8 protein-coding genes are annotated in these 12,813 nt (G+C 69.5%); 3 read left to right on the top strand and 5 right to left on the bottom strand.

Translation table 11 applies throughout. The annotated features are described in order from the left end of the window. Window positions 1-6 precede the first annotated feature (6 nt). From IT371_20085 to IT371_20100, 4 genes are all read right to left on the bottom strand, one after another. Window positions 7-1,572, bottom strand: coding sequence for a hypothetical protein (locus IT371_20085; GenBank protein MCC6749976.1), 1,566 nt, complete (start codon window positions 1,570-1,572; stop codon window positions 7-9). Between the two features lie 97 nt (window positions 1,573-1,669). Continuing rightward, window positions 1,670-2,815: a hypothetical protein gene (locus IT371_20090; GenBank protein ID MCC6749977.1), complete on the bottom strand. Its 1,146-nt coding sequence runs from the start codon at window positions 2,813-2,815 to the stop codon at window positions 1,670-1,672. A gap of 132 nt (window positions 2,816-2,947) precedes the next feature. After that, window positions 2,948-5,959 (bottom strand): beta-propeller domain-containing protein, encoded by a 3,012-nt coding sequence (locus tag IT371_20095; GenBank protein ID MCC6749978.1) that lies wholly within the window; start codon window positions 5,957-5,959, stop codon window positions 2,948-2,950. Window positions 5,960-6,165: 206 nt separating this feature from the next. Continuing rightward, window positions 6,166-7,758, bottom strand: a complete 1,593-nt coding sequence (locus IT371_20100; protein ID MCC6749979.1) for an AMP-binding protein — start codon at window positions 7,756-7,758, stop codon at window positions 6,166-6,168. Between the two features lie 288 nt (window positions 7,759-8,046). Between IT371_20100 and IT371_20105 the strand changes: the two genes are divergently transcribed. Together IT371_20105 and IT371_20110 are read left to right on the top strand one after the other, a co-directional pair. After that, window positions 8,047-8,943 carry a hypothetical protein gene (locus IT371_20105; GenBank protein ID MCC6749980.1) on the top strand — a complete coding sequence of 299 codons (897 nt, stop codon included), beginning with the start codon at window positions 8,047-8,049 and terminating at the stop codon, window positions 8,941-8,943. A 213-nt stretch (window positions 8,944-9,156) separates the two neighbouring features. After that, window positions 9,157-10,095, top strand: coding sequence for a hypothetical protein (locus IT371_20110; GenBank protein ID MCC6749981.1), 939 nt, complete (start codon window positions 9,157-9,159; stop codon window positions 10,093-10,095). A gap of 61 nt (window positions 10,096-10,156) precedes the next feature. Here the strand turns inward: IT371_20110 and IT371_20115 are convergent, their stop codons facing one another. After that, window positions 10,157-11,575, bottom strand: coding sequence for a hypothetical protein (locus tag IT371_20115; protein ID MCC6749982.1), 1,419 nt, complete (start codon window positions 11,573-11,575; stop codon window positions 10,157-10,159). Between the two features lie 388 nt (window positions 11,576-11,963). On the opposite strand from IT371_20115, the gene IT371_20120 reads away from it, so the two are divergent. Beyond that, entirely contained in the window at window positions 11,964-12,743 is a 780-nt protein-coding gene (locus IT371_20120) for a hypothetical protein (GenBank protein ID MCC6749983.1), read from the top strand. Window positions 12,744-12,813 lie beyond the last annotated feature (70 nt).

Raw genomic sequence — 12,813 nt, forward strand, 5'->3', positions numbered from 1 at the left:
TTCGGCTCAGCTCTTGGACGCGCGCTTGTCGAGGGCGCGGTTGCGATAGATGACGAGGCGCCCCTTCACGAAGGTGGGATAGAAGCAGCGCTTGAGCTGGCCGTAGAAGGTCTGCGGCTCGACCCAGGTGAGGACGTAGTCGTACCGGCAGGCCTGTAGCAGGATCGACCGATAGCCCTGCTTCTCGAACCGAGTCCAGTCCATGTCGAAGCCGTAGTTCAACCCCACCCAGCGCCGGTGCCACGGGGAGCTGAGCATCTGGGGCGTGTGCTCGGCCGGGGCCGACGGGTTCGGGGCGTAGTCGCGAAACACGAGCAGCGACCGGGGGACGTTCGGATCCGAATTGAAGAGGTAAGGGGAGACCAGGTTCTTGGCGACGCCGTAGTAGCCCCAGGCGTGCAGCGTGGGCTTGACGACGCGCGACTCGTCCAGCTTGGGGTCGAAGTTCAGGGGGAGCAGCGTCTGGCCGCCCCGGATGGCGGAGATCCCGGCCGTGTACTCCTCCAGCTCGGCGTTGATGGTTCTCGCGCCGACGTAGAACTGGAGGGTGGCGAGCAGCGACAGCGTCCCGATCAGGGCGAAGTAGTGCTTGCGGCGCGCGAGCAGCCAGTCGTAGTTCGCCCAGGCCGGTACGAGCACGGCCAGGTAGGGGACGATGCGGTGAAAGATGTAGTAGTTGTTGAACACCCACTCGGGCAGGACGAAGAGCAAGGGGAGCACGACCGCCGCGACGCGGATCGCCGGGGGGGCGGGCTCCTTGCGGTAGCGCAGGGCGGTGACCACGGCCGGGAAGAGGAGGAGGACGTAGGCCGGGATCGCCGTGGCTGCCTCGTCGGCGCCGAAGGGGAGAGCGAAACGATAGAAGGCCGTCGCGATGGCGAAGAGCGGGGATTTGAAGCTGTCCGGCCACTCGGCGTGATAGGCGGCCAGGCCCCCGCTAGCGGAGACCATCAGCAAGAGCGCCGGGAAGCCGCCGATGCAGACGCGCAGGCGCGAGGTCCAGTCCCTCACCGCGGCGAGGGCGGCCAGGCCGATCACGAGCGAGCCCAGCGGGTGCGAGACCGTGGCCGTGAGCAAGAGCAGCGCGAAGGTGGTGATCACGCGCCAGCTCGGCTCGGGGTAACGCAGCAGCAGGCCCGTGGCAAAGCAAAAGACGGGAATCGTGACCAGGAAGTTGTAGAAGGCCATGGTCACGAACCAGTGGAACGCGAAGGGCATGACCAATAGGCCCAGAGGCAGCCGTTTCGGGTCCGTGGCGCTCGCCAGGTAGAGCGCTCCCGCGAGGAAGAACAGGAGGTAGAGACTCAGGAAGACGCGATGCGCGGTGTTGAGGTCGATCGGGCCTTCGACCCACTTCATCAGGACGTGGAAGGAGAGATTCGTCCTCGCGCGCGTCTCGGCCTTCAGGTAGGTGCTGAAGGGCGCCTGCTCCAGCCGATTGCGCGCGTGCACGGCGTAGAGGTGATTTGGCGTGTCCTGGCCGGGAAAGAACTTCAGCGTCCAGATCGGAACGAGGGTCGCGACCCACAGGAGCAGGGCGACGAAATAGGTTGCCGACGGCCTCGAGAGCATTGAAGGGGGGAGCTAGCCCAGGTTTCGCCAGCGGGTCAAGCACTGATTGTGGAGCAGGGCCTGGCCCACGGGGCAGGTGCCCTGGCGGAGGGGCGTTCTAGGGCTCCCGCCCGTACTGGACGTGATCGGCTTCGACGCCCCCGGCGCTGTTGGAAATGATGACCTTGGTCACACCGTCCGGGGCTACCACCCCGAAGAAGCGGTCCTCCGCGGTCTTGCCGTTGAAATCGCTGTCGGGAAAGCCGGTGCCCGTACGCTTGCCGTAGCTGCCGGCAGGACCGAAGGCCTCGAAGGTCACCGAGCCGGCTCCGTCGGTCCAGACCAGTCCGACCCGCGTGGGGAGCTTGCCGAGGACCTTCTCGTCGAAGGCGAAGGTCAAAGACCCTCCCCCCCACCAGGCGTCGCAGCTGGTGCACGTGCCGTTCGTCGCATTGCCGTCGTCCTCGTCCACCGAGTCGATGAGCGATGCGCCGAACGAGCTCGAGAGGCTGCCTGCCGGCGAGCTCAAGCCGGGGGTGTTGATCTTGTGGTCCTCGACATCCTCGACGTGGTGATAGCTCCACGTGGCCGGAGCGAAGCCCGCAGGGGTGTCGGCCTTCTTGAGGTACGGCGTCGGGCCGAAGAAGAGGGGACCGAGCTGTGCATCGGGCTTGGTCGCGTCGGGTCGCGCCGCGTCGGGGGCCGCGAGGTCCGGCCGTGCGGCATCCGGCATCGCGGCATCGGGCCGGCTCGCGTCGGGCGAGCCCGCGTCCACGCGCGCGTCGGGGGCGCCGCCGCACGCGGTGGTGCCGCCGGCCAGGTCCCAGCTCCCGACGACTGCCTGGTAGCAGGTGCCCGCCGGGCTGTGCTCCAGGTGGAACTTCGAGAAGTTGATGGGCGCGTTGCAGAGCCCGGTCACGTTGAGGGTCCCCTTGACCTCCACGATGGTCCGGCCGGCAGCGCGAACGATCGTGCTCGACACACTCCCGTCCAGGGTGACGCGTCCGATCTTGCACGCCGAGAAGCTGGCTTTCCCGGCGCTCAGATCGATGGAAGCCGTGCCGCCGGCCGGGCAGGTCGCGGCGGCAGCGTCGTCCTTCGCGGCGCTGTCGAAGAGCTTGCCGAGGTCGACCGCCACCTCGTCCAGAATGCTCTTCGCGAGCTCCGGGTTGTCCACCGCCGAGCAGACCTTCTGCGTGGTGGCGTCGTTGCACGCTCCGCACACCACCGCGAGGGAGACCACCACCCACCGTTTCGTCATCATCGTGCCCCTCCCATGGATGAAGCGGGCAGGATATAGCGCCGAAGGTAGGGGCTGGCAATCGCGGGTGGGGTGAAGGAGTGAGTAAGTGCGGGAGTTACGCGAAGCGAAGGGCGAAGGCGCGGCTAGTAGTGGCTAGTAGCGGTGGACGCCGTACATGCCGAGCGGGGCGTAGGTGAACGGCCCGTTCACGGCGATGCGACTCACGTAGTCGATGGTCCGCGCCGCGGTCTTGATCGCCGGGGTGGCGAAGTTCGCCACGTCGACCACGAGCAGGCCGCTCGGGGTCGCGCTGCTCAGATAGACCTGCGTCTGCTGCACGTCGAGCAGGTCGAAGTGGTAGCCCTCGAAGCTCGTCTGCTGCTCGCTCGCCACCGTGCCGTCAGCGGCGAAGTCGAGTCGCCGAAGGACGGTGTAGGGCTGCCGGCTGCTCACGGTGTCGCTCTTCACGCCCCACCAGGGGTACTTGTGCGCGTTGAGCCAGATCGTGCGGTCGCTCCAGCCGGCGGGCCGGCCGCTGTGCTCGGAGAGCTGCCCCGGCCTGAGCGCGGCGCGCTTGATCTGGTCCGAGACGGGCACCACGCTGATCAGCTTCGCCGCGGTGCCGCCCACCAGCTTCAGCGCGTTCAGGCTGTTGCGCCGCCGCCCCGAGTCGTCCCACTGGAAGTCCACCGTGTACCAGAGCGTGCCGTCGTCGCTGACGTCCACGAGGTAGCCCGGCACGTTCACGCTCGGCAGGGCCTTCGGGTGGTCGGGGTCGCTCACGTCCACGCGGTCCACGTACGAGCGCACGTGGTAGAGCAGCGACGCTCCGTCGGGGCTCGTGGCCTGCTCGACGTGCGTCGAGTAGAGGATGTTGCCGTGGGTCACCTTGTTCACGAACGGGAACTCGTTCATCGGCACCTTGCCGCTCGCGATGCGCGGGTTGTCGAGGTCCCGCAGGTCGAGGAAGCGCAGCTCGCTCCGCCAGTCGCGTCGGCCGCCGGCTCCGGTCACCACCTCACGGAACGTGGCGGGGACGATCTGGTTGCGTAGCGGCAGCCCGGCGTAGGGGCTCCAGTAGTGCGTGTACCAGCCCCAGCCCGGGTGAAAGATGGTCTGGAAGGCGTCGGTCAGCACCATGTTCCCCCGCAGCTTCGGGTTCTTCGGGTCGGTCAGGTCGGCGTTGTGCACCACCTGGCCGACGTGCAGCACGTTGCCGATGAGGTGCAGGCTGTCCCCGTCGCGCAGCACGAACGGCGCGCCCGTGAAGGGGAGGTTCAAGGTGGCCAGCGTCGGCCCGTCGTCCTCGGCGGCGAAGGCCCGCGTCTCGAGCCGCACCTGCCCGCTGTAGGCGTCCGTGACGAGCTGCACCTGCAGCCCCTTGACGTCGAAGACGTCGTGCGCGCGGTGGACCAGCTTGAGCTGGCGCGTCACCTTGGGCTGGTCGCGGTTCGTCGCGTCGATCGTCGCCGCGGCCATCTCGCCCACCGCCACGAGTCGATTCCCCACGGGGAAGGCGCGCGTCACGCCCCCCACGTTCTCCACGCGGCCGCGCTGGGTCAGCCGGTCGCTCGCCCAGTCCACGAGCTGCAGCCCCGTGAAGCTCGTGCCGTTCGTCCAGTACTGCAGCGGCACGAGGATGAGGCCCAGCGCGGGGAAGGTCTTCAGCGCCTTGTAGTTGTAGTTCGCGGCGCTGCTGCTCCAGCCCTCGCCGAGGCGCACGAGCGAGCGCTCCGTCGGCAGACCGAGGTTCGCCACGTCGAAGAGGGCGAGCGCGGTGCGCGTGTCGCCGTAGGTGCTCGAGCCCTTCTGGTAGTGCGAGCCGAGCACGAGCAGCCGGTCGGCGTGCACCTCCACGTGCGTCGCGTCGAGGGAGACGTCGAGCTGCCCGGCGAGCCGCGGCTGCAGGGGCTGACTCAGGTCCACGGTGTGCAGGCGCCGCCAGGTCAGGTTGTAGTCCCAGCCGCGCGAGAAGGCGAAAGCCCGCGGACCGGCGAAGCGCGTGGCCTGCAGCCCGCTGCGCTTGACCCCCGCGAGGTCGAGCGTGGTGTCGATCTTGAGCTGATCGGGGTGCGCCGTGGCGACCACGTGGAGCGTGATCGTGTCCGACGAGGACCACCGCTGGCTGAGCACGCGCAGGTGCCTGTCGTGCCAGTCCATCTTGAACTTGTCGGCGATCTGGCCCGGGATGTAGACCTTGCCGCGCTCCTTGAGCTTGCCCGCCGCGTCGCTGATGTCCACGTAGGTCACGAGCGTCTCCTGCTCGAGGCCCGGGTTCGTGAGGTAGAAGTTCGGGTCCCACGCCGCCACGAAGATCGCGTGGTGCGCGACGTGGATCAGCGTGCTGGTCCCGCGGAAGGTGATGCGATCGATCTCGCGGATCTTCGCCGGGTCGGCCACGTTGAGCGACACGATCCAGGTGCGGTCCTCCCAGTCGGCCGTGTTGTAGCGCCAGTAGTCCGGGCGGCGCTTGCTCACGGTGTAGAGCACGTCACCGACCATGCGCGTGTCGGTGACCTCGCCCTCGAGCTTGAGCGAGCCGAGCTCCTTCGGCCGCGCCGGATTGCTCACGTCCACGATCAGCACCTGGCTGCCGTGAAAGCCGTGCGGGTCGGCCTCGGGGTCGTACTGCCAGTAGGTGAAGTAGTCGGTGTTCACCACGTAGGCCCGACCGTCCCGCACGTACATCTCGACCGGCACCGCCTGGAAGGGCAGGCGTCCTTTGATGACCATCTGATCGGGGTTCGTGACGTCGATGATGACCAAACCGCGATACCGGTTCAACACGTAGAGGAGATTTCCCTCGAGCTTGAAGATGTCGGCCTCGACGATCTCGCGGCTCGGATCGGGCTTGGGCTCCGTCGGCGCGGGAGGCGAGGTCCCCGGGGCTCCCGCGCCCTTCGCGTTCGAGTCCTCGCTCAGCTCGAGCTGCCCGTTCCGCCCGGGCTGCGCCCCTTCGGCGCCGCTCGAGAGGAGCTCGCGCTCGTTCGCCGACATGAACTGGGTGGCCCCGGGCTTCGGGAAGATGCTCGGGTCGAGCCCGGGGGCGGGCTGCTGCGTAGTGGGTGGCTGCGTGGTGGGCGGCGGCGTGGGTGTGACGGGCTCGCTCGCCGCGCCGCACGCGCCCAGAAGGACGGTCGCCGCCAGCCAGGACAGCCGGCGCATACACCTCTCTCCCCTACTCCGCATAGGACACCTCCGACGGTTCAACGTGGTGAATGAGACGAAACGTCTTCGAACGCGCCCTGGCTGAGCAAGGCACGTGCCACGCGCTGCGCGACGCGCTTCTCGGAGGTTGCGCGGGCGAGGCCTCGGTTTCCCGAGGGGGCCCCCGCGCGGCGGGCTCGGCAATCTGACGGCGGGCTACGGTCTCAGGCCTCTTCGGCCCAGACGATCGGAGCCTTGCGCGCGTACCAGGCGTCGGCGCGCGTGCCGTAGCGCTCCTCGATGGCGCTGCGCTTGATCTTCATGGTGGGAGTGAGCATGCCGTTCTCGATGGTCCACTCGTCCTGGATCACCGCCACGAGCTCGAGCCGCTCGTGCGGGTCGAGCGCGTTATTCACCTCGGAGACGTGCGCCATGAGACTGTCGTGGAGGGCCTTGCGCTCCTCGGCGTCGTGCAGCGCCTTGCGGGCGGGCTCGGAGAGCACCACCATGCCGAAGGGCTGCGGCATGGCGTTGCCCGAGACGCAGGCCTGCTCGACGTGGGGGTGGAGCAGGAGCTGGTTCTCGATCGGCGCGGGCGCGACGTACTTGCCCTTGCTGGTCTTGAAGAGCTCCTTCACCCGGCCGGTGATCTTCAGCCGCCCGGCCTGGTCCACCTCGCCCTGGTCCCCGGTCTTTAGAAACCCGTCGGGCGAGAAGACCTCGGCCGTCAGCTCGGGGGCCTTGAAGTAGCCGAGCATGGTGCCGGGGCTCTTGACCCAGACCTCCTTGTCGGGCCCGAGGGTGGCTTCCACGCCGTCCTGCGGTCGCCCCACGTAGCCCGGGGAGACCTCGCCGGGGCGCGTGAGGTGGGAGTAGGCGAAGTTCTCGCTCATCCCGTAGCCCTCGAGGAGGTCGAGCCCGAGCCGGCGGTACCAGGTGATGAGCTCGCTGGGGATCGGCGCTGAGCCGGAGCCCGCGAAGCGCACCTTGTCGAGCCCGAGCCCGCGGAGGACCTTCTTGCGGATCATGGCGCCGAGGAGCGGGATCTTGAGCAGCCGGTCGAGTTTCTTCGGCGGGACCTTGGCGTGAACGCCCGTTTGAAACTTGTGCCAGAGCCGCGGCACCGAGACGAACAGGGTCGGCTGCGCGCGCTTGAGGTCCTCGACGAAGGTCTCCAGGCTCTCCGCGAACCAGATTTGCGCCCCGGAGATCAGCGTCGGGGTCTCCACCAGCGCTCGTTCGAAGGCGTGCGCGAGCGGCAGGTACGAGAGCATCCGGTCGGAGCTCTGCATCTTCAGCATGCGCACGAAGCCGTTCGACGCCGCGCACATGGTCTCGAAGCTGTGCATCACCCCCTTCGGCACGCCGGTGCTGCCGGAGGTGTAGATGATCGTGGCCAGCTCCTTCGGGTCGCGTTTCGGCTGGCCGGTAAGCGGCGCCGTGCGCGCGATGAGGTCGTCCCAGCTCGGGGCGTCGAGCTTCGGCGAGAGCGGCATGGCGATGCGCGGCAGCTCGGCAGGGATCCCCGGCGCCATCGCGTCGTAGCCGTCCAGCTTGCCGACGAAGACCAGCTTCGCCTCGCTGTGGTCGAGGATCTGGCGAATGGTGTCCGCCGTGAGCGTCGGGTAGAGCGGCACCGAGACGTGGCCGCTCATCCAGATGGCCAGGTCCGCGAGGAACCACCACGCGGTGTTCTTCGAGAAGAGCGCGATCTGACTGCCGCGCGGAAAACCGAGCGACTCGAGGTGCGCGGCCATCCGGCGCACCTGGTCGAGCGCCTGCGACCAGGTCAGCTCGAGCAGGCGTCCTCCGCCCATGGGCTGCCGGAGCCAGATGGTGTGGGGCGTTCGCTGCTCCCACTCGTAGGCGTAATCGAGCTGCGTCTTCATTCCCATTCCCATTCCCGTGTCCTCCCGTTCGAACCGCGTCTGCGCGGCGGCCTTGAGGGCCGCATCCTACGCCGAAATGGGTGGGTCGGGGCGCGGCGCCTCTCAGGAATCTGAGGAGTCACGAGAAAAAGCGCAGCCGCGGCGCGGTCCTGGGGTCCGACGGGGCCTGGCCCTTCGCTTGCTAAGAGGCTCAGTGTCCCCTCGGAGGCGCGCATCATGACCACGCGAAGCGCAGTTCGGATCGGTTGGATCATTGCCGTCTCGGCCCTCGCCGGGTGCACGAGCCGGCTCCCTCTCGTCGAGGACGGAGGCGTCGCGACGGACCAGGGAGGTGGCGCCGACCTGGCGCTGCGCGCGGACCTCGCGGTGCGCGTGGACCGCGGGACGGCCGACGGCGGAGCGCCCGGGGTGGACCGGGGCGCGACCGATGCGCAGGCGCCCGCGGACCTCCGTCGCGCCGACGCGAGCCCGCCCTCGGGGCTGGTGACGGTCACGACCGACAGGCTGATCTACGCGCTCTACAGCGAGACGGTAGGGACGGTCCACAATGGCCTGAAGGAGCCGATCTATCTGCCGGGCTGCGCGGTCCTCGACCGCCAGCACCTGCAGGGCGGCGCGTGGCAGGACCGTGGGCCTACCATCATGTGCGGCTGGGAAGGGGTGGCGCGCAAGGTGGAGCCCGGGTCCACGCTCACCGAGACGACGAGCCTCTCCGAGCTCGGCATGTGGCGTCTCAAGGTGGTCTACGGGACGGGCTGCGCGCCGAACAAGCCGCTGAGCGGGGCCGGCTGCGCGCGCACGGACACGGCCGTCTCCCCGCCCGTCGAGGTGGAGGTGCAGACCAGCACCTGCGAGTTCCTGCAGCGGGAATACCAGAGCAAGGTGCAGCAGGCGCGGCGGTGCGTGGCCAAGGTCGGGAGCAACTCGTGCCTCGACACCGTGCAAGGGGGCCTGCCGTGCGGCTGTCCGGTCTACGTGGCGAACCAGGCGCTTATGAAGCCCACCATCGACAAGTGGAGCTCGTTCGGCTGCGCCCAGCTCGTTCCCCCTTGCGCCGTGAAGTGCGCCCCCCCGGCCCCGGCGAGCTGTGTGCAGGGGATCTGCACGCCCTAGCGCACGGACGGCGGGCGGGGCGAGGCGCGGCGCGACCCTTAGCGCCCGGGGTGCCGCCGGCGAGCCCACTGGCCGGGCCATCCCACCCCAGGCTTCGCCGAACGCTGCCCCGCGGCGTCGAAGTGGGCCGCGATTTCATGCCTTTCGCGCGACAGCGGCACGGAATGCGGCTTGCATCGATCTCGCGTCGGACGGCTTCGCAGGGGTCGAAACATGCGACGACGAGGTTGCTACGGAGTGACAGGCGCCCTGCTGGGCCTCGTGCTGCTGAGCACCGTCGGGCCGGCCCGGGCAGGGGCTCCTCCCGCCGAGGAGACGAGCTCGCCGGTCGCTGCCGCGGCTCCGGACGGGGCGCAGCTCTTCGCCCAGTACGGCCATCGCCCCGCAAAGGCACTCCGCACGCTCTCCAAGCCCGAGTTCCGGGCGCTCGCCGAACACGCCGCGGAGCACGCGCCGCGCTTCCTCTTGCGTGCGGCGCAGGTCGTGGCGCGCGACAAGAGCGAACGGTGGAAGACGCGGCTCGACTACAACACCCCGGCCCTGCTCGCGGCGCTGGGACGCTCTCGGCACCCGCGGGCCACCCCGGCCCTGCTGGCCATCGAAGGCCACCTTCGCGTGCACTTTTTCGACATGAACGTGGCCCGGGCGCTCGTGGCGAGCGGCGCCCGCACCGAAGGCGTGCAGCGAGCGCTCGCGGTGCTCGAGCCCGAGCGCGGCTACGACCTTCCGTACGCGGATCCGGGCGCGATCGACGCGCTCGCCATCGTGCGAGCCCATGGCACCGCCCAGGAGAAAGCGCAGGTCACCCCGCTCGTGCTGGGCGCCATATTCCACCAGGCACTGGGGTCCCAGAAGGGCCTGCGGAGCATGGCCCGCGACGGGATGCTGCCCCGCGGCACTCCCGCCGATCAGCACACCCCCGGCGCGATGAGCCTCGTGGGCTTCTCGGCTCTGCCCGACGAGTACATGGCGGAGCTGAAGCTCTGGAACACGCCGGAGCGGCAGCAGGCGGTCCCGGAGGCGTCGCGCTGGCGCGATGCCTGGTTCGCTCCGGGTCAGGCCTGGCGCAAGGCGCACTGGGCCACGCGGGCCAAGACCGGCACGCGCTACTTCGTGCTCGGGCACCTGGTGGGTCCGCGCAAGGCGAAGTGAACGGTTCGATGCGGTCTGGGGGAGGGGAGGCGCGGCCGAGGGGCCTCTTCCTCGAAAGGGCCTACGGCCAGGGGTCCGGATTCAGCAGCTTCGTGCAGCTCGTGAAGCTCGTGCAGCCGTGGCGGTCGAGCCAGCGCTGACGGGCGCGGTCCCAGACCGTGCGGTCCGTCGTGACCGTGGTTCCCTGCGGCACTGGCCAGGTCCACGCCCCCGGCCCGAGCCACACGATCGTCACGTTGGTCGTGACGGTGCCGGGCGGGAAGGGCCAGTTCGAGCTGCTCGTGGGGGGCAGCTCGGTCATGAAGATCGAGTCGGAGATGCGCACCGGGTGCGGCACGGGGGTCTGCCACTTGAAGAACTTCCCGTGGCCGTAGACCGACGGGTCGTTGTTGTTGTAGGGCCCCGGCATCTTCTGCAGCCGCATGAGGGAGCGCTCTACCACGAACACCTCCCCCGGGCTCGCGTCGCAGCAGCCGCTCTGCATTTGCTCGCTGAAGCCGGTGTAGCAGCCGTCGAAGAGGGAGTCGTGCACGCTCCCGGGCGCGGTCTCGTCGTTCTCGATGCAGTCGTCCCGGATATAGGTCATGTACGCGTTCCAGAGCTCCCATCGGCCGTCGGGCCCTCGCGGCTTCAGGGCGTCCTCGACGTTGTCGACTCGGATGCCGTCGATGCGGGCCCACTCGCCCGGACGCGTGGTGATGCGGTAACCGCCGCCTCCGATCGTGTCGTGCATGTCCTTCCAGGTGAGGGAGCGGGACTGCTGACCGATCACGATTCCGCCCCCGATGCACTGGCGCGCGCCCGCGGTCGTCGTGCCGACGCTGACGCCGGTGGTCGAGACGGCGGGGTAGCCGGTGAAGGTGGCCTGGGTGAGGTCCAGGTTCCAGTTGGCGGGCGGTGCGGCGTTCTTGTAGACGCCCTGGGCCCCCGAGACGACGGTGGCCGTGCTCCCCGAACGTGCAAGGCAGGCTGACCAGGACTCGGGCACTACGCACGAGCCACAGTCTCCCGGGCAGCTCGCGCAGGTCTCGCCGCCGGCGCAGGTCTTGTCGCCGCAGGTGGAGGTGACGCCGCTGTCCCGTCGCGCGGGTGCGTCCGCGACGGCCAAACCGCGATCGCGTGGGCGCGCGGCGTCGGCTGACGGCTTGCCTCCGTCGGCGCGCGGACGTACGGCGGCCTCGGGGGGGATCCTCGCGTCGAGCACGCCGCCTCCCCCGACCACACCTCCTTCGAAAAGGCCTCCTTCGCCTCCGCCGCCCCCGTCGGAGGTCACCAGACAGGAGTCGCAGGCATCGGCTCCGCTGCAGCCTCCGCCATCGCACGTGGCGATTGGGCTCTCGTCGCTGCCCGCGTGGCTCCCGTCGCTCGGGGCGTGCGTTCCTCCCGAGAGCGTGCCGCCGCAGGCGAGCGAAAGGTAGGCGAGCAAGAGGCAGGCGAACGAGCAGATAAACGGGCGCGCGGGTCGCAGATGGAACTCCACGTCGTGGTTGCGCTGGAATGGTGCAAGGGTCGTGCCCCAGCGGGACGAGAGCCTGGCGGGTTCGTCCGCGTCGCCGACGCCTCGCCTCGCGAGGAACCAGGCGGCCTTGGGAAACCGACCGGCGCGTCAGCACGGCATTCGCGTCGCGAGGTGGCGCAGCGCCGGAGCGACGCTCTGGGGGCGAAGTCCCCACGCCGCGGCGGGCTCCTCGCGCGGCATCCGGGAGGCGGCGGCTGGCTGCAGAACTGGCGCGCGTCGGGGGACAGGCGCGTCGCCGGACAATCGTGTGGCCGGACAAGCGCGTGGCAGGCGCGACCTGCCGGCGTTACCATCGTTCGCGTGGCCTTTCTCATCCAGTAACAGGTCGCGGGCACCAGCAGGCGCGGTCGTGGCCCTGATTGCGTGCGCGTTCTCGCTCGGCGCGTGTCTTCGACTCGGCTTCGAGCCTGGCGACGGTGGCACCGTGTCCGATGGCGCAAAAGGGGCTCCGGGGGACGGAACGATCTCCAACGACCTCCGGTCCGCCGACGCGCGGCCCGCCGACGCGCGGCCCTCCGACGCGCTCTCGCGGACGGTCGTGATAGGCGACAACGCCGGCGACGAGGTGCGCGGCCGAACTCTCGACGACACCATCGTGCTCGAGCAGCCCGACGACACGCGCGGCGCCTGCCTCGAGCTCCGCGCCGACGGGCAGGCCTTCACCAGTTCCATCCTGCTGCGCTTCGATCTGACCACCGTGCCACGCCCGGCCAAGATTTTGCGCGCCCGGCTCGAGCTTTGGACCGACACGGGCCCCGACAGCGACCTCGGGCCCAACGGCGGGATCGACGCCTATCGGCTCCTCGAGCTCTGGCAAGAGGGCGCTGCCTGTCGCAAGGCGGGCGACGCGAGCTGGAACCGACGCCGACCGGGAACGCCGTGGTCGGGAGCCGGCGCGCGGGGCGCGTCGCGTGACGCTACGCCGGTGGCCGGCCTGAAGGGGCCGCTCGCCCTGGGGGCGCGCTTCGTCCTCGAGCTGCCGCCTAGCCTCGTGGACGGCTGGTTCGCGCGTCCGGAGACGAACTTCGGCCTCGTGATCGACGGGCGCACCTCCGACGGCCTCATCGCCGTGTCGCGCGAGGGCCTCGACGGCCGGCGACCGCGGCTGATCCTCGAGCTTGCGCCGTAGGCTGGAGGAACCGTTGCGGGCGACGGGCCCGTGCGGCGCACGTTGTCGAGGTCAGAGGCGCGAGGACGGA

The organism is Deltaproteobacteria bacterium (genome assembly GCA_020848905.1).
Lineage (GTDB): Bacteria > Myxococcota_A > Polyangia.

What these genes read in the sequence shown, in the direction of transcription:
- IT371_20090 (MCC6749977.1), bottom strand. Translation starts at nt 2,815, where the DNA reads ATGATGACGAAACGGTGGGTGGTGGTCTCCCTCGCGGTGGTGTGCGGA.
- IT371_20095 (MCC6749978.1), bottom strand. Translation starts at nt 5,959, where the DNA reads ATGCGCCGGCTGTCCTGGCTGGCGGCGACCGTCCTTCTGGGCGCGTGC.
- IT371_20105 (MCC6749980.1), top strand. Translation starts at nt 8,047, where the DNA reads ATGACCACGCGAAGCGCAGTTCGGATCGGTTGGATCATTGCCGTCTCG.
- IT371_20085 (MCC6749976.1), bottom strand. Translation starts at nt 1,572, where the DNA reads ATGCTCTCGAGGCCGTCGGCAACCTATTTCGTCGCCCTGCTCCTGTGG.
- IT371_20100 (MCC6749979.1), bottom strand. Translation starts at nt 7,758, where the DNA reads ATGGGCGGAGGACGCCTGCTCGAGCTGACCTGGTCGCAGGCGCTCGAC.
- IT371_20110 (MCC6749981.1), top strand. Translation starts at nt 9,157, where the DNA reads ATGCGACGACGAGGTTGCTACGGAGTGACAGGCGCCCTGCTGGGCCTC.